The sequence below is a fragment of the Mesorhizobium sp. GW821-FHT04C10 genome, from assembly GCF_059420305.1.
In genome coordinates, this window is record NZ_JBWKTL010000001.1 from 6,501,427 (window position 1) to 6,520,580 (window position 19,154).

A 19,154-nucleotide genomic window follows, 5' to 3' on the forward strand; every position below is an offset into this window, starting at 1 on the left:
CGTAGGACACTGCAAAGCCAGTCAGCAAAAGGGGGACTGTGTTGGAAGCGTTCGAGCGCCTGCGTTCAGAAAGCTCGTTCCCACGCCCCTTGGCGTCCGTTAACGGGCTGGCAACGCGGCAGGACGTTACGATAGATCGCAATATCGGACCTCCAGACGATTTCACATGGAAACGGGCATCGACCCGCCCTCTGGACGTGGACGGGCCAACCAGCCATCCATTCCAATGGATGTGCGACGATTTCTCTGAAAAACCGGCGTTCTGGCATCTGGAGCGAGTTGTCGAAAGATACCCGGACAAAACCGCGATCAGTGACGGCTCTACATCGCTCAGCTTTGCGGAATTGTTGAACGCAGTCCGAAACCTGGCGGGTGCCATCGCTGGTTCTGTCCCACCGGGCAAGGCGGTCGGGCTCCTTATCGGAAATACGTTGTGGTATCCGGTGGCCATGCTCGCCGCCATGCGCGCTGGCAGGCCCGCCGTGCCGTTAAATCCCCGAGATCCGTTTCAGCGCCTCGCTGCAATTGCCACTAGCGCGCGGCTGGCCGCGATCGTCAAGCCAGGACCAGGTAAGCCGGCAGGCTGGCCGGATGCCTCGCCCCTGGAATGGATCGATGCGGCAAGCTGCATGGCCGCAACGGAGGGCAGCTTGCCGGCGCTGCCGTCCGATCCGTCGGTCGATGCCCCGGCAATCGTTCTGTATACGTCAGGCAGCACCGGGGCTCCGAAGGGCGTCGTGAACAGCCAACGGGCGATCCTTCACCGCGTTCAGCAATATGTAGATGCCTGCCACATCGGTCCTGACGATGTGTTCATGCCGCTGACAGGGCCGGCGACGATCGCGGGATGCCGCGAGATGATGACCCCCATGCTGTGTGGGGGCACATTGTATCTCCTGGACATCGAGAGCGCCGGCATTCGCGCCGCCCGCGACAATTTCCAGAAATGGCGGGTGACGGTCGCCTATCTCGTGCCCGCGCTGCTGCGTGTGCTGATGAATGGTTCCGCGTCCGACACATTCTCTTCACTGCGGATCGTGCGCGTTGGTGGAGAAAAGATCTTGTGGTCGGACATAGACCGGCTCCGCGCCAGCGTTCCCGAGTCCTGCTTTGTGCAGATCAGCTATTCGTCCACGGAAACAACAGGCACGCAGTGGTTCCTGCCGAGGGACTACCCGGAACAGGGCGCAACGGTCCCGGTTGGCTTCGTCCTCCCCGGCATCGAATACACGGTCGTGGGGGAAAACGCATGCGAGGTCGCCCCGGGGGACGAGGGCGAGTTGTTGATCAAAAGCAACTACACCACGCTGGGCTATTGGGTGGATGGGGAAAACGTCCCTCTTCAGGCAAGCTCCGCCGATCCCCAGCTTCGGATCTTCGCAACGGGCGATCTGGTCAAGGTCGACGACACTGGACGGATGTGGATCGTCGGGCGAAAGGGACGCCAGATAAAGATCAACGGAAGACGCGTCGAACCCGCCGAACTGGAACTCGTCCTGCGCCGCGCGCCTCAAGTGAATGATGCCGTTGCGGTGGTGACGGACGCGAACGAACTGGTGGCCTTCGTCGTCCCCGCGAGACCGGGCGGAAGCGAGCTCATTGCTGATTTGCGCGACTTGATCAGGACAGCCCTGCCGCCGGCGGTTCATCCAACACGGCTGCACAGTGTTGACGAGATACCGCAGCTCAAGGGCGGCAAGGTCGACGGCGTCAAGTTGCGGGATCTGGATCGCGCGCTGAATGCGCAAGACGCGCAAAACGCGCAAGGTGTCCGGCAGGCGACCGACCCGCTCGATATCGAAGGTGCCGCAGCCGCCGTATGGGAGAGGATACTTCCGGGTAAAAAAGCGGCTGGCAGCCACTGGGACGATGCCGGTGGCGATTCACTGAAGCTGCTGCAATTCGTCATGGAACTTGAGACAGCTTTGGGGCGTGAGCTCAACCTGGACGCGTTCACTGTCGGGATGAGCTTCGCAGATGTCGTCAGGGCAGCGTCTCCAGGGCAAGATGGAGGCAGCTCGCGTGTCGATGCCTCCGGCCCCAAGCCCATCCTGTTCATTGTGCCGGGATCGATCGGCTACGGTCCAAGCCTGGCGGCCTTCGGCGCCGAAATGGGCACTGTCGCCAAGGTTGTCGCGGTGCGCTACGGGGATCTCAACGATCTGCTCAGGGGCCATGACACAATACCGCGAATGGTGGATGCGGTCGTCGAGCAGATCAGCCAGGCCCAGCCAGAAGGCAATGTCAATCTGATCGGCTATTCGCTTGGCGGCGGTGTCGCGTTCGAGGCCGCCGCCAAACTTGTTGCCGCGGGTCGATCGGTCACGTTCCTGGGAATCCTCGACACCAACATCGGGCCAGGACGGCACAACTACCGCGAAACCCTTGCACGCACCGCCCAGCGCATCCGCACGCATAGGGTGACGGTGGATCGCATGACCTTGCGGGCGCTCGCAAAATTGTTTGCCCAATTTGGTGCCGAGGCTGTGCTGGCAAGGGGCATCGACTGGCTGAAGTGGAGGGCTTTCGCCAGGACGCGATTCATTCTGCGCCTCGAGCTCGAGGAAATCCTGCGCATGCGTGCATTTGGCCAGTGGCTCGCGCGACCGAAGCCCGCATTGCCGATTACCGCCACCCTGTTCCGGTGCAGGCGCACAGGCGTTCCGGCAGACCTTGGCTGGAGTGCTTTCGTTGCCGATCTGAGCATAGTCCCGATCGTGGGCGGACACCTCGACATGCTCATTGAACCCCATCTCAGCCATAACCGCCCATTGATAGAAAGGGCATTTCTGGTGCGCGGCGCATAGCAAATAGATGGCCGCGATGCGCGCTCCACTGTTCTGCGTGGAGCGCTAAATATCTTTGGTAATCAAATGCCTCGGAGCCAAGACAGCTGTCCGACTTCGTAATGTTTTGTTTGCGATGATCAACGATTCTATCAAGGGGCGCCGGTATTTGATTTGTCTCTAAAGTATCCTTTCCACTAGGCAGGCGTGGGGCACCTACCGAATCGGACGAAGGATATTTGCATGACAACCCTCCACTATGCCTCGGGTGGGTCGGCCTCCCAGGTCGCAACCGCCGGATTCAACCTTGTCGACGTTTCATCCGTGGACGAACTCAACGCCCTGCCGGCTGGCACGAAAGGCCTGGTCTGGCTCGATGAAGCCAATGGGGCGACCTCGTCCTTTATCCAGAAAGTCACGCCCTTCATCGGCAATCCGAAGGTGTTTGGCTTCTTCCTCGTCGATGAGCCGGACCCGACCGGCAAATGGGGAACCTACGCCACCGCCGCGAATTTGAAGGCGGAATCCGACTGGATCCACTCGCATGTGCCGGGCGCCAAGACCTTCATCACCATGATGAACATGGGGTCTTCCGCAAACCCTGATTTTTCGAACACCTATAATCCCGCCAACACGCATATCGACTATTACGGTTTGGATCCGTACCCGGTGCGCACCGGAACAAGCACGGTCGACTACAACATGATCGACAGGACCGTGGCCGCGGCTGTCGCCTCGGGCATCCCGGTCAGCCAGATCGTTCCGGTCTACCAGACATTCGGGGGCGGCAGCTTCACGACCGACACCGGCGGCCAATATGTCCTTCCCTCCGTCGCCCAGGAGCAGACCATGCTGGACCACTGGTCCAAGCTGGTTCCGACCCCCGCCTTCGATTATGCCTATGCATGGGGTTCCCAACAGGGTGACACGGCGCTTGGAAACTCGCCGGCGCTGCAGGCCCTTTTCCTCCAGCACAACCAGAGCGATACCGGCACATCTTCTAGCGGCGGCACCGGTTCATCCGGCGGCGGCACCACCGTGACGCCACCGCCCACCACCACCACGCCGGTGCCCCCGACGACCAGTACGCCTTCGAGCAGCGATCACGTCTTCTACGGCACTGGTGGGGCGGACGTAATGCACGGCACCACCGGCGCCGACACGATGGCCGGTCGCGGCTACAACGACACCTATTATGTCAACAACGTCGGTGACAAGGTGGTGGAACTGAAGGGCGGCGGCAACGACACCGTGCTGGCATCGGTGAGTTATGCGTTGTCGGCCGGGTCGGAGATCGAACATCTCGCCACCACGAGCCGATCCGGCACAACCGCCATCAACCTCACCGGAAACGAGTTTTCCCAAACCATAGACGGCAATGCCGGCAACAACGTCATCAATGGCGGTGGCGGGCAAGACGTCCTGACCGGAAATGGGGGCAAGGACGTCTTCGTCTTCAATTCCGCCCTCAAGGCCAGCAATGTCGACAAGATCACAGACTTTAATGTGTACCAGGACAAGATCCAGCTCGACCACACCATATTTGCCGGCCTTCAAAAGGGCGCCCTTCCCACCGCGGCCTTCTTCGCCGGCGCGGGTGCCCACGACAGCAATGACCACATCATTTACAACAGCTCGACCGGCGCGCTCTCTTTCGACAGCGATGGTACAGGCAGAGCACATCAGATCCAGTTCGCTACCCTTTCTCCGCACCTATCGTTGACGGCATCCTCGTTCATCGTAACGTGAGCCTTGGAGACGTCAGACCCTGATCAAAAGGGTCTGACGTTTTCTTGAATGTACCTCGGCGGAACGAAATCGCTCCAATGAGCTTTTGTTCGTCATGAGCGCTCGCGGCATAGAATTCCTTCAGAAATGGGTGGAGGAAAATGTTCCACCTTATTCGACGGCCGATCCGGCCCTTGCGGCGAAGCTCGCCGAACAGGCGACCGCGGACGCCATCAAGGCGGGGATTCGGCCTGAGGAAATCTCGGAAGAAGTCGGAAGCATGCTGACCACCATGCTTGAAGTTCTCGATCACCGCGACACTGAGTGATTGCGCATCCGGCTGCATCGGCAGCCGGCATCGCCGCAGGCAGCGCTGTGTGGGACCTATATAAGGGGTTATCCTCGATCCCTGTGGACCAGGACACGCGCCCTCTCCGCTGCAGACCGCCTTATGGCATCGAGTACATGCATTCCCGCCACCGCGTCGCTGATTGGCCAGGGTTGCTTGATCTCACCCCTTATTGCGCGCGCAAACTCGCGGACCTCTTCTTCATATTGGTTTGCCGGCGCAAAGCCGATGACTTCGACATCCCGGTCATAAATATCGTCACGCTTGCGCAGCTTGATGATCGTCTCTTGTTTTGCCGAGGGCCAGACGGCGACCGGGATTTCCATCCAGCCGTCCGTACCGATAACCATGATCCAGTGTGCCCATGCCTGCAGCAGGGCGCCGCTGAACAGAAGATTGCGGTTGTCCGGAAATTCGAGCAGGCCGGCGACGGCAATATCGACACCATCGGGCGCGAGCTTTTCGAATGTCGCGGTCGCGGCGATCGGCTCGGCCTCGAAGAGGAAGCGGGCTGCCGTTATCGGATAGACGCCAACGTCTCCCAAGGCACCACCGCCGAGTTCCGGCTGGAACCTGATGTCCTGCGGATTGTCGTTGATCACACTGTAGGTAGCGTGGATCTGGGTGACGCGTCCGAGCCTGCCACTGCGGATGATTTCACGCGCGGCGAGCCATCGTGGATGATATCGGACCATGAAGGCCTCCGATATCTGCACACCCGTCTGCAGTTGAACCTCGGCCAGGCGCAGGGCGTCCGCCGCATCCAAGGCAAGTGGTTTCTCGCACAGGACGTGCTTGCCGGCCCTCGCCGCGGCAATTGCATCCTCGACGTGCCGATTGTTCGGCGTCGGGATATAGATTGCCTCGACCTTGTCGTCGTTCAGCAAGTCGGTAAAAGACGTATAGTGTTTCGAAATACCGAATTCCGAGGCGACGCGGGCCGCACGAGATCCGTCGCGTGAGGAGATGGCTACCACTTCACACTCCGGTACGGCTTTCATCGCCGGTATCACCCAGTCGCGGGCGATCTTCGCTGTCGACACAATCCCGAAACGGACCGGCTTCATCGTCTTTTTCTCTCTTGCATCTGATGGATCACACGCTCGGGCGCAGGCGAACGAATGTGGACTTCGCCTGCATGAATTCCAGTAATCCGTCAGGACCGTTTTCCCTGCCGAGCCCGCTGGACTTGCTGCCGCCGAATGGCAGCTGGGGAACCGTCTCAAGATAGGTGTTGACGTAGACAAACCCGCTTTCAAGGGCACTGGAGACAGCCATTGCGGTGTCGAGGTTAGAGGTCCAGATGCCATTGGCCAGGCCGTAATGTGTCAGGTTGGCCAGCGCGACTGCTTCGGAAACATCCTTGAAAGTGGTGACCCCAAGCACCGGTCCGAATATCTCCTCGCTGAAGATCGTCATGTGCGGCTGGACGCCGGTGAATATGGTCGGTTCGACGAAATGGCCGTCGCGCAGTCCCGGGCTTGTCGGCGCTCCTCCGCCTGTCACGAGCGTTGCACCTTCCTCCCCGGCCTTTTCGATGTAATCGAGAACCTTCCGCTGATGCTGCGCATGAATCATCGGGCCGAGATCGGCATCGACGTCGTCAGGCGTACCAAGCTTCAGCGCCCTGGCCTTTTCGGCCAGCTTCGAGACAAACTCCGATGCAATAGTTTCCTGGACCAACAGCCTTCCGCCGGCGCAACACTCCTCACCCTGATTGATCGTGAAGGCAGCGAGCGCACCGGCGACCGCCGCGTCGAGATGCGCGTCGGCGAACACGATGTTGGCGCCCTTGCCGCCGAGTTCAAGCGCCACTTTCTTCAGCGACTGGCCGGCAAGGCTGGCGATCTTGCGCCCAACGGCGGTGGACCCCGTGAAGGAGATCATGTCGATGTCCGGATGCAGGCACATGCCCTGGCCGACCACCTCGCCCGTGCCAGGCAGGACCGCAAGGACTCCGTCGGGGATTCCTGCCTGCTTGGCCAGTCGCGCATATTCGATCGCCGTGCCCGCTGTGAGCTCCGACGGCTTGATCACGACGCAACATCCCGCAACGAGGGCGTAGGGCAACTTCTGAAACAGGGTCACTGTCGGAAAATTCCAGGGAAGAATCATGCCGATGACGGGAAGTGGCTCGTAAGTCACAAGGCCCAGTTTCTCGGCACCCTCGTGATTGACGATACGGCCGGGAATGCTCCAGGCGAGCGATGCGGCATAGCGCAGCAACTCCAGCGACCACTCGATCTCGCCCTTGGCGGCAGCGATCGTTTTCCCTGCTTCATCGGCCTCGATGCGGCTGAGCGTTGCGAGATTCTCCAGGATGAGATCGGCCCAACGCAGCAGGATCTTCCCGCGCTCGCTTGCCGCAAGTCCCTTCCATCCGCCTTTCCTGAACGTCTCCTTCGCGAGAACGACGGCACGGTCGAGTTCTGTAGTCCCGGCGAGATGAACTCTGGCGACGCTTTCGCCTGTGGAAGGCGAATTTCTCTCGAAGAGAGTGCCTCCCGCCGGCAACTCGGCAGCCCCATTGATCCAGATGCCGTATTCACGCTTGGTCATTTCAGAATCCCGACGAAGATCGGCAAGGCAGGAGACGCTTCGCATCCTGCGGCTTCAGGTCAGTCATGCAGCTCTTTGGAGATCGGTGGCCCGACCACGAAGTCAGCGAAAGCCACCTCGAACCCCGCACGTTGCGGAGAGCAGCACATCATGCCGACATCCACCCGGTCGGATGGCGGGAAATAGCCGAGCCTTACCGGCTTCCAGCTGTTGTCGGCGGAATCCAGATACTGAACGCGAACCGCTTCGCGATGCCGGGTGAGTCGGATCCTCACGCCCGCCGGATCCGTCGGAATGGCAACCAGGGACCAGTCCGAGACATCGTTTGTGATAACGACGGAAAAGTACATCCGCCCGTCGGTAAACTCGATTCCGGCTTTCACCCAATGTGTTTCGCCGAGCCGCATCATCAGGCCGGCCTGATCGTAGAGGGCTTCATATTCACCCTTGATCGTCACCTCGGCGGTGAAATCCCCGGTGACGCTGCGATACAGAAAATGGCCGTTGTCGCGCCAGAAACCGTAAAAGGTTTCCCTCCAGAAGTCGGTTTCGTGGCCTGTGGTGACACGAAGGAGACCGCCGTCGTTTGTGTATCTCGGTGGCTCGTTGAGCCATTTCAACTGTTCTTCCGCCATCTTCCCACCTTCCCATTCGTTTGTGCCTGTGGCGCCGAGACGCTCAGCCAGCGCCTGGGCCACAGGGGTGCCTGTCGATCAATTGAACCAGGTGTCGGATAGGCGGTAGCCTTCCGGGAACGGGTCCTCGGGATCCACGCCGTAATGGCTCACACCCGTCAACCAGGCGCGACCAGAGACCTGCGGAATGACCGCCGGCACATCACCTGCCCTGGTTTCGGCGATGATCTCGCAGTCGAAAACCGTGTCGAGAATGGAAAGGTGCCTGAACTTCTCACCGACAGCGAGATCGCCACGGGCATGAAGAAGCGCCATGCGCGCCGAGGTGCCTGTCCCGCATGGGCAGCGATCGAGCCGCCCGGGCGACACGACGACCGCGTTCTTGGACGTCTTGACGCCGTTGATGACCTCCACCGGGCCAGCAAATTCGGTCTGATTGATCGTATGGATGAGCGGATTTTCGGGATGAATCGACGGCAGCTGGACGGCCGCCGCCGCCTTGATCCGTTCGCCGATCTCGACAAGCTGCCTGGCCTCGCCGCGCGCGAGCGTCAGGTCCAGATCCGCCGAATTCACGATGCAGTAGATCATCCCGCCATACGCGACATCGACCCGCAGCGAACCAAGCCCCGGAACGTCGATCATGCTGTCGCGATGCATGACGAAGGAGGGGATATTGCGAAAGGTAATGCTCCGGCACTTGCCTGCCCGGCATTCGGCGATCACGTCCACCAACCCCGCAGGTGTGTCGACCCGCACGATCGTCTGAGGTTCCTTCATGGGAATCATTCCGGCCTCGAGCGCGACGGTCACCGTGCAGATCAGATTCGAGCCCGACATCGGCACGAAGTAATCGGACTCCATGACGATCATGCCGATGTCGGCATCAGGATGGATTGGCGGCGTGATGAGGTTGACGGCGGCATTCACGCTGCCCCTCGGATCGAACAGCAGCATGTTCCTGAGCCATGAGCTGTCGCGCTCCAGATTCTCCATCCTTTCGAACATCGTCGCCCCGCGCGGGGGAAGAATGCCACCGGTGATGACCCGGCCGACCTCACCTTCGGCGTGTGCGCCAACGACAGTTATAACGCGATCCAACTGCATGCTCGACTCCAGTGGCTTCTATATCCAATATCCAATATTTATTGAAAGCAAGCAATAGCCAATGGCGGCTTCGCGCAAAAATTACAAACCAACGATCAGGAGTTTTCGAAATCCGGCAGCGCCTGCAGGCCGGCCATCACATCGTCGCGAGCGTCCTCGATGTGCTTCCTGAGAAGCTTCTGCGCCAGGGTCTGATTGCCTTCGGCGAATGCAACCGCCAGCGCCTTGTGGTCTTCCAGTGCTTTGGTCTGCGCCGATCGAGCATCGATCTGAAGACGGAGATATCTGTCGGCGGAATTGTAAAGCGATGACAAAAGAGCCAGAGACCGCGGCCGCCTTGCGGAACGGGACATCGCCTTGTGAAACGACCAGTTGAGTTCACTGAGCTTCGCCGGCGATTCCTTTGCCTCCACCCCCCTGGTATAGTCATCCAGGGCGCGTCGCACATGCTCGACATCAACCTCAGTTGCCCGTTCGATCGCCTTCTTCAGGATGAACGGCTCAAGCGCGAGGCGTGCTTCGAAGATATCGATCGCATCATCCACGGTCAGCGACGCGACAACCGCGCCCTTATGGGTGTGAATGACGACAAGTCCCTCCGCTTCGAGTTGAAGAAGAGCTTCGCGGATCGGGATGCGGCTGACCCCGGCTTCTTCGGCGATCGCTTCCTGCCTGATTTGCTGACCGCCTTTGTAGAACCCGGATATGATCCTGTCGCGGATCAGGTCAACGACCGAAGACGTGACGGTTCGGCGCTTGATGGCGACAGACGGATCCATTTATGACCTATCAGGAAAATTCCAAGCATATTGAATATAGGATATAGAATTGCAACGCTAGTGCGGCGCTCCGTACTGCACGTCCAAATGGATGTCAGGATGACGTCCGGGCAAGCGGCAGAACGGTCGCGCTGTCCTTACGCCACGAGACATGGACCTTGTCGCCCGCCGCCGGAAGGGCCGCACCAGGCATGTTTTGAACCTGAACCCGGAATTTCTGGCCGGCCCGGCTGACCAGATGGAAGAAAGAGCGACTGCCTGAAAAGATCACGTCGGCAACTTCGGCGTCCATCGCATAGTCAAGCTGCGCGTCGGCTTGCCGGAAGGACATCGCTTCCGGCCGGACGGACATTACCGCGGCGTCATTCTCAGACACCGGGACATCATTCGAAACCACATCAAACGGTCCGTCCCTGGTCTCCAGCGAAAGCCGCCCGATGCCAGACCCAGTCAGTTTTCCCTCGAACAGATTTGTTTCGCCAAGAAATTTTGCCGCAAACAGGGATCTTGGGCGAAAGTACATGTCCTGAGGTCTGTCGACCTGAACGATCCGACCGTGATCGATTAGCACAACCCGGTCCGAAAGGATCATCGCTTCATCCTGATCGTGCGTGACATAAACGAACGTTGCGCCGGTCTCCAATTGGATTCGTTTCATTTCTCCGAGCATATGTTGGCGAATCTTGAGGTCGAGCGCAGCCAAAGGCTCGTCGAGCAGCAGAACCCGGGGGCCATTCACCAGGGCCCGGGCCAGCGCCACCCGCTGGCATTGGCCACCGCTGAGCTCGCCGATGAAACGATGCGAAAGGCTTTCCATCTGCACGGTCCTGAGCATCGCCTGGACTCTTTTGCGGCGCTCGTCCTTCTCGACACCTTTGACCTTGAGGCCGTATGCGACATTGTCGAAGACGTCCAGATGAGGGAACAGCGCGTAGCGCTGGAAGACCATGTTCACCGGCCGCTTTTCCGGGGGCAACGCAGCGACGTCCTTGCCGTCGATCTTCAGAGTGCCGGATGTGAGGGCCTCGAAGCCGGCGATGATGCGCATCAAGGTGGTTTTGCCGCAGCCGCTCGGGCCGAGCAAGGTCACGATCTCCCCCTCGTTGATCGTGAGATTGATGTCGGTCAGGGCCTGAAAGAGGCCGAACTGTTTTTGACCGTTCGACAGTTCAATCAACGGTGCTTCTGTTGAAATTCCAGTGTTCATTTGTAGCCTCAAGAGGACGCGCGTTCTGACAGGGCCGATGCTCGCTTGAACCGCCCGACGAGGAAGCCGATCGCCATGACGGCGATCGAGAACAAAAGGGCGAGCGTCGAGACCGAGTTGATCAGTGGCGTGACCGTGCGGCGCATCATCGACCAGATGTACATGGGCAAGGTGGTTTCGGTGCCGGCAACAAATGACGTGACGACGAACTCGTCAAACGACAAGGCAAAGCTCAGGATCGCGCAGGAGATCAAGGTCGGCGCGATCAGCGGAAGCGTTACCCTCCTGAACGTCCCGATCTGCGAGGCGCCAAGGTCGCGAGAGGCCTCTTCGAGTGTTCGATCGAACAGCGCAAGCCGGGCCCGCATGGCGATCATGAGCATCGGCACGGATAGAACGACGTGGGAAACGACGATCGTGACCGTCGAAAGACGGACGCCCAGTTGCGCGGCCAAGACCAGCAATGAGACACCCAGGAAGAGGCCAGGCAGGGCGATCGGGGTGATGCACAGGATTTCGAGAACGCTTCGGCCAATCCTGCCTAGCCGCAACCATGCAAGGGACGCGGCCGTGCCAAGGACCAGGGTGACGATTGCTGTTGCCGTGGCGATCATCAGACTTTTGACAAGAGCCTGGCCGAGCTGCGGATCCTCGAAGATCAGCGCGTACCATCTTAGGCTGTAACCGTTGATGGGAAAGGAAAACGATTGCTCCGCATTGAAGCTGAACAAGACGATTACGACGAGCGGAATCAGGAGATATGCCAAGGTCGCGTAGACGACCGCCTTCAGCAACATCACGCAACCTCCTTGGCAGGTTTGGTCTTACGCTTGGCCGGAATGAGTCCCGTGAGGCGACCCAGGGCAAGCACGAGCGCATAGATGACCAGCGACACGAGAAACATGAGAAAGGCCTGGGCGGCACCGAGCGGCCAATTGCCGGTCTTTCGGAATTGATCCGCGATAAGAAGGCCGGTCGTTTGGCCTGAGGATCCGCCCACCATCTGCGGCGTGACGTAATCACCTGCCACAAGGATGAATGTCAGCATGAAGGCGCCGATAAGGCCTTGCGCGGCGTTGGGAGCGACAACCCGGAAGAAGGCCCCCAAAGCCGATGTGCCGAGATCCCGCGATGCCTCGATAAGTTCCGCCTTGATCTCGCTCATCGCCGAAACGACCATCAGAATCGCGAATGGCAGATAGATGTGGGTCAGCGTTATCGCGACCGCAAATGGGCTGAACAGGAACGCTTGGACCGGTGTGTCGACGATTCCGAGTTGAAGCAACACCGCGTTGAGCAGGCCATTGGTGCCAAGCAATGTGCGCCAGGCGTAGATTCTGACGAGGTAGCTGGAGAACCACGTGACGAGAACGAGATAGAAGATGATCTTCGATCTGGCGACGTAGGTCAGGTAATATCCAACAGGGATCGATAGACAGAGCGTTACGGACGCGGTGACGAGACCGATTGCGATTGCGTTGTAGGTCACTCGCAGGAAGAGCGGCGATCGTAGCGCCGATATGTAATTGGTCAGCACAAAGTCTGGAACGATGCGGAAGCCGGATGACATCCAGAAACTATAGGAGAACAGCAATATAGCGGGCACCACGAAGAACAACAGCATGTAGATTGCCGCCGGCGCGGCCAGAACGCCTCCGGTTCTTTGTGATGGAGTCATCGCAATTCCTTTGACAAGAAAGCGCAAGAGCCGGTCTCGCCGACCGGCCCCGACGACTGGTTACGGTGGATTACAAGCCTGCCTTGAATTCCTGCCAGGCCTGGACCCAGTCCGCATAGGTCGCGTGCTCGCCATCATCGTCGACGGGGGGAATACCCGGCAAGCCAGACGCGAATATTTCGTTGATCTTCGAATAGTCGATCCGCTTGCGGGCGTCGGCATCCAGAAGCTCGACGGCCTTCTTCGAGACCGGCGCCTGTACGACCGCCGTCGCCACCTTGGCCTGGATCTGGGGATCGAGAGACTGGTTGATGAACGCGTGCGCGGTATCGATGTTGTCGGCCGATATTGGAATGAACCAGGCGTCGACCCATAGCACCGGGCCTTCCTCGGGAATCGCCATTTCGAGCGGCACGCCTTGCGCGCGCACCTGCGTGATGATTGACGGATCCGCCACAAGAACCGCCGCGACTTCCTTCGACGCCACGAAATTCGCAACATCGCCCTGATTGATCGAGATCAGGCGTGCCTGGTTTCGATACAGGACGTAGTTCTCGAACGCCTTGGCTAACTCCTCGCGGGTCAGCAGAGGATACTTGTCACCCAGGCCGACCAGGCGGGCGATCAACGGCCAGTTGCCCGTCGCATCGTCCATTATAGCGATCTTTCCTTTCAGGCTCGGGTCCAGCAGATCCTTGTAGGACGCGGGTTTTTTGATCATGTCGGAGTTATAGAGGAGGGTGTTGAAGCCCCATATGTAGGGCGATCCCCAATGCTTGCCGTCCGAGAACCATGTCGGCTTGTCGAAGAATACGTCGAAGAGATTGTCCGCGTTGTAGTTCGGTATCTTGGACATATCGATTGGCGAAACGATCTTCATATCCTTGATATAAAGCTTGCTGTAGGCCTGATTATATTCGGCAAGATCGATGGGAGGAGGATTGCCGGCAATGAATTTGGCCTGGACATCGTCCTGAGACGCTATCGAGGAGGTTTCCGCGGTGACACCATTGGTCGACCGCCACTCCCGCAGCTCATTCGTCATGTCGTAGCCTTCCCACGCCATGATCTGCAATGAGCCGCCAACCGCCGCACGGGCTGGCGTTACGAACAGTCGCCCGGTCGACACTCCAAGGCCGGCGCCTGCCAGGCCGAGCAGCGCGGTACGTCGGGTGAGCTGGATTGTTTCAAGCATAGACATCTTTGGTTCTTTCGCCATGTCATTCCCCTTTCGTGTTGGTTCACTCACTCTTTTATAATGGATATTGGATATAATAAATTCGCAGTCAAATCATTTGTGAAGCGTGGTGCGGGCCAGGCAGTCCGGCTCCGCGGGCGATCGCTCTCCGGTTGATTTCAGCTCAAGCGCTTCTCGTCGGCGTAGTGCGCCACTTGCGGTGGCAGCGCCTGGCGACCTCGCACGCGATCGACCATCTTCTCGGCGATCATCATTGTCGGGCAGTGGAGGTTGCCGTTGGGAATGCGCGGCATGACCGAAGCGTCGATCACCCGGAGGCGTTCGACACCATGGACCCGACCTTCGTCATCAACGACAGCCATGTCGTCATTGCCCATCCGGCAACTCGAGCACGGATGGTATTGCGTCCCCATATTCTCCTTGAGCCAAGAGAAGACCTCTTCGTCGGATTTCTTGCGCAGGCCGGGGACGATGGCTTCGCCGCGGATGCTATCCCAACCCTTTTGTTGGATGATCTCGTCGGTATGACGAACCCCGTCGATCAGATTCCGCCTGTCCTGCTGCTGCTGGAGATAGTTCAACACGATTGACGGGTGCAGCCTCGGATCAGCCGATTTGAGCGTCACCGCCCCTCGGCTTTCCGGCCGGCCAAGGCACACCTGATACTGGAATCCTTCCTCGATGTTGACCTTTCCATGCATCAACTCGCCGAGCATCGGCAGGAACTCGTGCTGGATGTTGGCATACTCGACGGAATCGCTGCTTTTGAAGAAGGAGCCGACTTCCCACAGATTGGTAATGCCCAAGCCCTTTCTGAAGAACAGCCATTGTGCGCCGATTAACGCCATCTTGATGAGGTTCATGTCGACCGCCGGAGACACGCCTCGATGCGAGGCACGGTACTTGACGGATACGGCGACATGATCCTGCAAGCCTTTTCCCACACCGGGAACGTCAGCCACGCCCTTGATCCCGTACGCTGCAAGTTCCGCGGCGGGACCAACACCGGAAAGGAGAAGCACATGCGGCGAATTGAAGGCGCCACCGCACAGGATAACCTCGCGCTCGGCTTCAACTGACTGAACCACGCCATCCTTCTCGAAGGTGACGCCGACAGCTTTCCGCCCACTGAAATCGACCTTGTGAACCAGGGCGTTCAAAAGCAGCTCGACATTGCCGCGCTTGATGGCCGGGCGAAGATAGGCTCTGCCCCCACTCGCGCGGATACCATTGTCGATGTTGGCCTGATAGGCGTGGACGCCTTCCTGGCGATAGGCGTTGTAGTCTTCGCTCAACGGGTGCCCGGCCTGCTGCCCGGCTTCCAGGAACGCACGGAAGGGCTCGAGCTCGGCCTTCAACGTCGTGATCCGTATTGGCCCCTGCCCGCCCCGGTATTCATTGCTTCCCTTGTCATACGATTCCAGTTTCTTGAAATAGGGAAGGCAATGGGCATAGGACCAGTTGGGCAGACCATTTTCCGCCCAGCGGTCGAAGTCGCGTGGATTTCCCCGCACATAGACCATGCCATTCAGGGATCCCGAGCCGCCAAGCATCTTGCCGCGAAGATGGGTGACCATGCGGCCATCGAGAGCCGTCTCGGGCCCCGTTTCGAATTCCCACGTCCGCTTTTTGTCAGTCAGCGGATAGGACATTGCGGCGGGCATGCGAACATAGATCGAATTGTCGTGCGGCCCCGCCTCGAGGACGAGAACATTGACATTACGGTCCTCGCCGAGCCGGGCGGCGACAATGGAACCGGCCGCTCCAGATCCCACGACAATATAATCGTATTTCTTCGAACGCACCTGGCTCACTCCGGCTTCAGAATTCGGCGATAAACCGGCGGACAAGCTAGTGCCACTGTCCGCCGGTTCTTCTCAATATGACGATCCGAAGATCATGATGATGATCCAGAGATCATGCGGCCTGCGGCAGCGAGTAGTTTTCGAGCTGCTTGATCGCGTCCTTGATTGTACGCGTCACGAATTCCCGCTCGTCGCCAACGAGCGGCAGGCGCGGTCCACGCACCCACTCGGGCGCGCCATAGACCAGGCTCTCGGAGAGCTTGATGTATTGGACGAGCTTCACGTGAGTATCGAGATGGAAAGCCGGCGTCAGCAACCTGTAAAGCTGCAGCGCCTCATCCTTGCGCCCCTGGTTGCAAAGGTTGAACAGCGTGACGCATTCCTTGGGCCATACATTTGTCATGCCCGACACCCAGCCGACCGCACCGAGGGCGACGCTCTCGACGACCTGATCGTCGACGCCACAGAAAATCTGATACCGATTGCCGAGCGCGACATACATGTCGGTCACGCGGCGGACATCGCCGGTCTCTTCCTTGACGGCTACGATGGTCGGCGAGTCGGCCAGTTCCTGCAAAACCCGAGGGGTAACGTCGACACCGTAGGCGATCGGATTGTTGTATATCATGATCGGTAGCCCACTGGCCCTGGCAAGGCTCTTGTACCATTCGGCTGTCTCTCGAGCATCGGACTTGTACCCAAGGGTGGGGAACGCCATCAGGCCCTCCACACCAAGTTTCTCGAATTCGCGGGCACGAGAATTGGCGTCGGCCTGGGTGATCTCGGCAAGTCCGGACAGAACTGGAACCCGCCCGCCAGCCGCTTCCTGCGCGCTGCGGATGACGAGTTCCTTCTCGGAAGGAGTGAGGCAGGCATTTTCGCCGAGCATCGGCAAAACGATCACGCCTGAAACCCCGTTGGTGATCAGCCTGTCAATGGCAGACTGATTAGCCTGTACATTGATCGAGCCGTCCTGATTCAGCTTGGTGGTTACGGCGGGAAACACCCCAGTCCAGTTGTTCATTTTTTCCTCTTGCGTTCGATGGCATACCTTACGCCATCACTATATCCAATCTACAATATCCAATATTTCGAGTCTAGCCCTGACCTTCCTGGCAATTCGAAAACCCTGGACGAAAAGCTCAACTCCGTTTCGGAATGGAGTGGCCTACGCCTCCCGCAGAAAGTGACGGAGCACGTTGCCCGTGAGCGTCGCGACGTTGTTGTCGTAGTTGTCGTAGGCAAGCGATCCGGCCCAACAGATCGACCCGACGGAGAATATCCCGCCGCCAGCACCGGTTTCGATGAAGACGACATCGGACCTGACATTCGGGTTGTTCGGTCCGCTGACATTCGGCTCGACCTGCGTGACGGACTCGAGGAACGGATAGTAGGTATCATTGTGCCGCGAGCTCAGGATCACGCGGGCATTGCCCGGCGTCCCGGCGGCGAAGTCAGCGCTGTCCAACTCGTCGCCCGCTGCGCCCCCGAGGACATAGCCAAAGTCACCGATCATCTCATCGCCGATGCCCTCGAACATGAAGGCGAGGTCGGGACTGTACGAGTCCTGCGTGCGAGAATAGCCCGAAGCGGTGCCCCAACCGACGCCGGCCGAGGCGACGCCGAAAAACAGGCGGCTGCTTTGACCTCGGTGCGAATAGAGACCTCCGATCTCTCCGGTCGTGGCATGCATCAATTCAGCCGGATGAGACGTCCAGTTGCGCTCGCCCGAATAGCCGCGCCGGCACTCCAGCGTCATGGTGTCGTCGCCGTCATAGCTCGTCACCCAATACCAGCCATTGCCGCCGAGATACATGAGGCTCCCGCCCTGTCCGGCATAGGCCTTCAGCGCATCCATCTCCAGCGATGTCGGATATTCCGGGTGAGATCCCGAGACAACGACATCATAACGGGCCAGCAGTTCCAGGCCCATGCGATGCAGGTCCTCGTCCGTCGCCACGTCGAAACCGACGCCGGATCTCTCCAGCCAGCCGGTGATGTAAAAGTCAGCCGCGAAATGCCGGCGCGCGGCGTTGAGCCAGGTGATGTAGTTGGGCGAAAAATTGACGACAGGCCGCTTCCACGAGGAGTGCATGACCCCGCTGCCATCCGCATGCCGATCGTAAATCGAAAGCCCCAGTTCGGGGTGCGTATGAACGAAAACATCCGTCTCATTGAGCTGGATCTTGTCGCGCATGCGCTTTTGGTGAGCCTCGCCGCGTTCACCGTATCCCAGATGCTCGTTGGCATAGGCGAGATAGGTGTTCGTGGGCGCCAGAAACAGGACCTTGTTTTTGGATCGCTCGGTCGGCTGGATGTAGAAGGGCAGATGCTCGACCTGGTCGCCCTGTGTAAGCTTGGCGGCATAAATGCCGCTCGGCGTCGCCTTGGGAAACGTGGCACTGAAGTCAGTTTCCCATCGTGCATCGTTCAGATCATCCTCATGGAAATGGATGGCGGACCACTCGGATGGATTTTCCTGATAGCGGACCTTCGTTCCTTTCCACAGATGACCCCGAACCCCGCGAGCCGGCCGATTGACAAGCGTTCCATGCAGGTCGTTGCCTGAAACATCGGTGACGATCAGTGTGTCGATCCCCAACGCAAAGTCCCATGACGCGATCGGCCTTGCCCCCCCTCCGGGTGCGGACAACACCGAGGGATTGTCGATCCGGCCGTTGAACCGGTCCACCGGGCGGTCGCGCTCATCCAGGTTGGAACCGATGAGAATGCGATCGACTCGGGCGGGCTCCGGCGTATCCGGCAGCGCGAGAAATCGCGTTTGCCCAAAACGTTGCGATGGCCATAGTCCATCGACGGCAAACTCAAGGGCAATGCCGCGATCGCTGCGCCCGCCCTTGATATGTATCCACTTCCCCACGTGGTCATCGAGGTTCATGGAAAGAACCTTGGCGTCTTCTCCGCGGCCGACGCGCAGTTCAAGCTGGTCTCTCGCGATGACGAGAGACCAAGAAGCCGTGGTCCGGTCGGTGGCGACAGCCAGGATTGTCTGGCACTCGCGATCCTTGAGAGTTGGCTGGACCCAGACCTCGAAACCAAAAGTCGAGATCACCGGCGAAAACGCGGGCACCACGATCGCGTACGAACCCGGATCAAGGTCCTGAAGCCGCCCCTCGTAGAAACCGGCCGCCGCGTTGACAATCCTTTCTTCTCTCACTGATTGGTCATCGCCATTGATGGCTACGCCATGCAGCCGAACAAACTCGACCGAATATGGCGCTTGGGCCGCACTGACCTTGAAATCGATCGTACCACCCGGCTGGATGCTCACATGACTTGCATACCCCAGAATTTTCACCGTG

At 59.2% G+C, this 19,154-nt stretch carries 15 protein-coding genes; 3 read left to right on the plus strand and 12 right to left on the minus strand.

From position 1 onward, the window contains the following. The first annotated feature begins 230 nt into the window (after nt 1-230). The 3 genes from AC07UC_RS31160 to AC07UC_RS31170 all read left to right on the plus strand — a co-directional run bounded on the left by AC07UC_RS31160 (nt 231) and on the right by AC07UC_RS31170 (nt 4,842). Nucleotides 231-2,807, plus strand: a complete 2,577-nt coding sequence (locus AC07UC_RS31160) for an AMP-binding protein (RefSeq protein WP_494909014.1) — start codon at nt 231-233, stop codon at nt 2,805-2,807. A gap of 222 nt (nt 2,808-3,029) precedes the next feature. Further along, the gene (locus AC07UC_RS31165; RefSeq protein ID WP_202323888.1) at nt 3,030-4,535 is read left to right on the plus strand and encodes a calcium-binding protein; all 1,506 of its coding nucleotides are present in this window, start codon (nt 3,030-3,032) and stop codon (nt 4,533-4,535) included. A gap of 94 nt (nt 4,536-4,629) precedes the next feature. Continuing rightward, nucleotides 4,630-4,842 carry a DUF768 domain-containing protein gene (locus AC07UC_RS31170; protein ID WP_202323889.1) on the plus strand — a complete coding sequence of 71 codons (213 nt, stop codon included), beginning with the start codon at nt 4,630-4,632 and terminating at the stop codon, nt 4,840-4,842. A gap of 68 nt (nt 4,843-4,910) precedes the next feature. Here AC07UC_RS31170 and AC07UC_RS31175 read toward each other — a convergent pair whose 3' ends face one another. The 12 genes from AC07UC_RS31175 to AC07UC_RS31230 form a co-directional block, all read right to left on the minus strand. Further along, on the minus strand, nt 4,911-5,930 hold the full coding sequence (locus tag AC07UC_RS31175) for a Gfo/Idh/MocA family protein (RefSeq protein WP_494908532.1): 1,020 nt from the start codon (nt 5,928-5,930) through the stop codon (nt 4,911-4,913). 28 nt (nt 5,931-5,958) lie between these two features. After that, nucleotides 5,959-7,422: an aldehyde dehydrogenase family protein gene (locus AC07UC_RS31180; protein ID WP_494908533.1), complete on the minus strand. Its 1,464-nt coding sequence runs from the start codon at nt 7,420-7,422 to the stop codon at nt 5,959-5,961. Nucleotides 7,423-7,481: 59 nt separating this feature from the next. Further along, the gene (locus AC07UC_RS31185) at nt 7,482-8,057 is read right to left on the minus strand and encodes a DUF1349 domain-containing protein (protein ID WP_140774865.1); all 576 of its coding nucleotides are present in this window, start codon (nt 8,055-8,057) and stop codon (nt 7,482-7,484) included. Between the two features lie 78 nt (nt 8,058-8,135). Then, complete coding sequence (locus tag AC07UC_RS31190; protein WP_202323893.1) at nt 8,136-9,164, minus strand: proline racemase family protein; 1,029 nt, start codon at nt 9,162-9,164, stop codon at nt 8,136-8,138. 95 nt (nt 9,165-9,259) lie between these two features. Next, nucleotides 9,260-9,943 carry a GntR family transcriptional regulator gene (locus AC07UC_RS31195; RefSeq protein WP_202323894.1) on the minus strand — a complete coding sequence of 228 codons (684 nt, stop codon included), beginning with the start codon at nt 9,941-9,943 and terminating at the stop codon, nt 9,260-9,262. Between the two features lie 94 nt (nt 9,944-10,037). Next, entirely contained in the window at nt 10,038-11,150 is a 1,113-nt protein-coding gene (locus AC07UC_RS31200; protein ID WP_494908534.1) for an ABC transporter ATP-binding protein, read from the minus strand. An 8-nt stretch (nt 11,151-11,158) separates the two neighbouring features. Then, nucleotides 11,159-11,947 carry an ABC transporter permease gene (locus AC07UC_RS31205; RefSeq protein WP_140774861.1) on the minus strand — a complete coding sequence of 263 codons (789 nt, stop codon included), beginning with the start codon at nt 11,945-11,947 and terminating at the stop codon, nt 11,159-11,161. Further along, nucleotides 11,947-12,855, minus strand: a complete 909-nt coding sequence (locus AC07UC_RS31210; RefSeq protein WP_494908535.1) for an ABC transporter permease — start codon at nt 12,853-12,855, stop codon at nt 11,947-11,949. The genes AC07UC_RS31205 and AC07UC_RS31210 overlap by 1 nt, the downstream gene beginning before the upstream one ends. Nucleotides 12,856-12,898: 43 nt before the next feature. Further along, a complete protein-coding gene (locus AC07UC_RS31215; RefSeq protein WP_494908536.1) occupies nt 12,899-14,029 on the minus strand; it encodes an ABC transporter substrate-binding protein in 1,131 nt (376 codons plus the stop codon). Between the two features lie 155 nt (nt 14,030-14,184). Next, nucleotides 14,185-15,831: a choline dehydrogenase gene (locus AC07UC_RS31220; protein WP_494908537.1), complete on the minus strand. Its 1,647-nt coding sequence runs from the start codon at nt 15,829-15,831 to the stop codon at nt 14,185-14,187. Nucleotides 15,832-15,943: 112 nt separating this feature from the next. Beyond that, nucleotides 15,944-16,855 carry a dihydrodipicolinate synthase family protein gene (locus AC07UC_RS31225; RefSeq protein ID WP_140774858.1) on the minus strand — a complete coding sequence of 304 codons (912 nt, stop codon included), beginning with the start codon at nt 16,853-16,855 and terminating at the stop codon, nt 15,944-15,946. Nucleotides 16,856-16,999: 144 nt separating this feature from the next. Further along, the gene (locus AC07UC_RS31230) at nt 17,000-19,150 is read right to left on the minus strand and encodes a N,N-dimethylformamidase beta subunit family domain-containing protein (protein WP_494908538.1); all 2,151 of its coding nucleotides are present in this window, start codon (nt 19,148-19,150) and stop codon (nt 17,000-17,002) included. Nucleotides 19,151-19,154 lie beyond the last annotated feature (4 nt).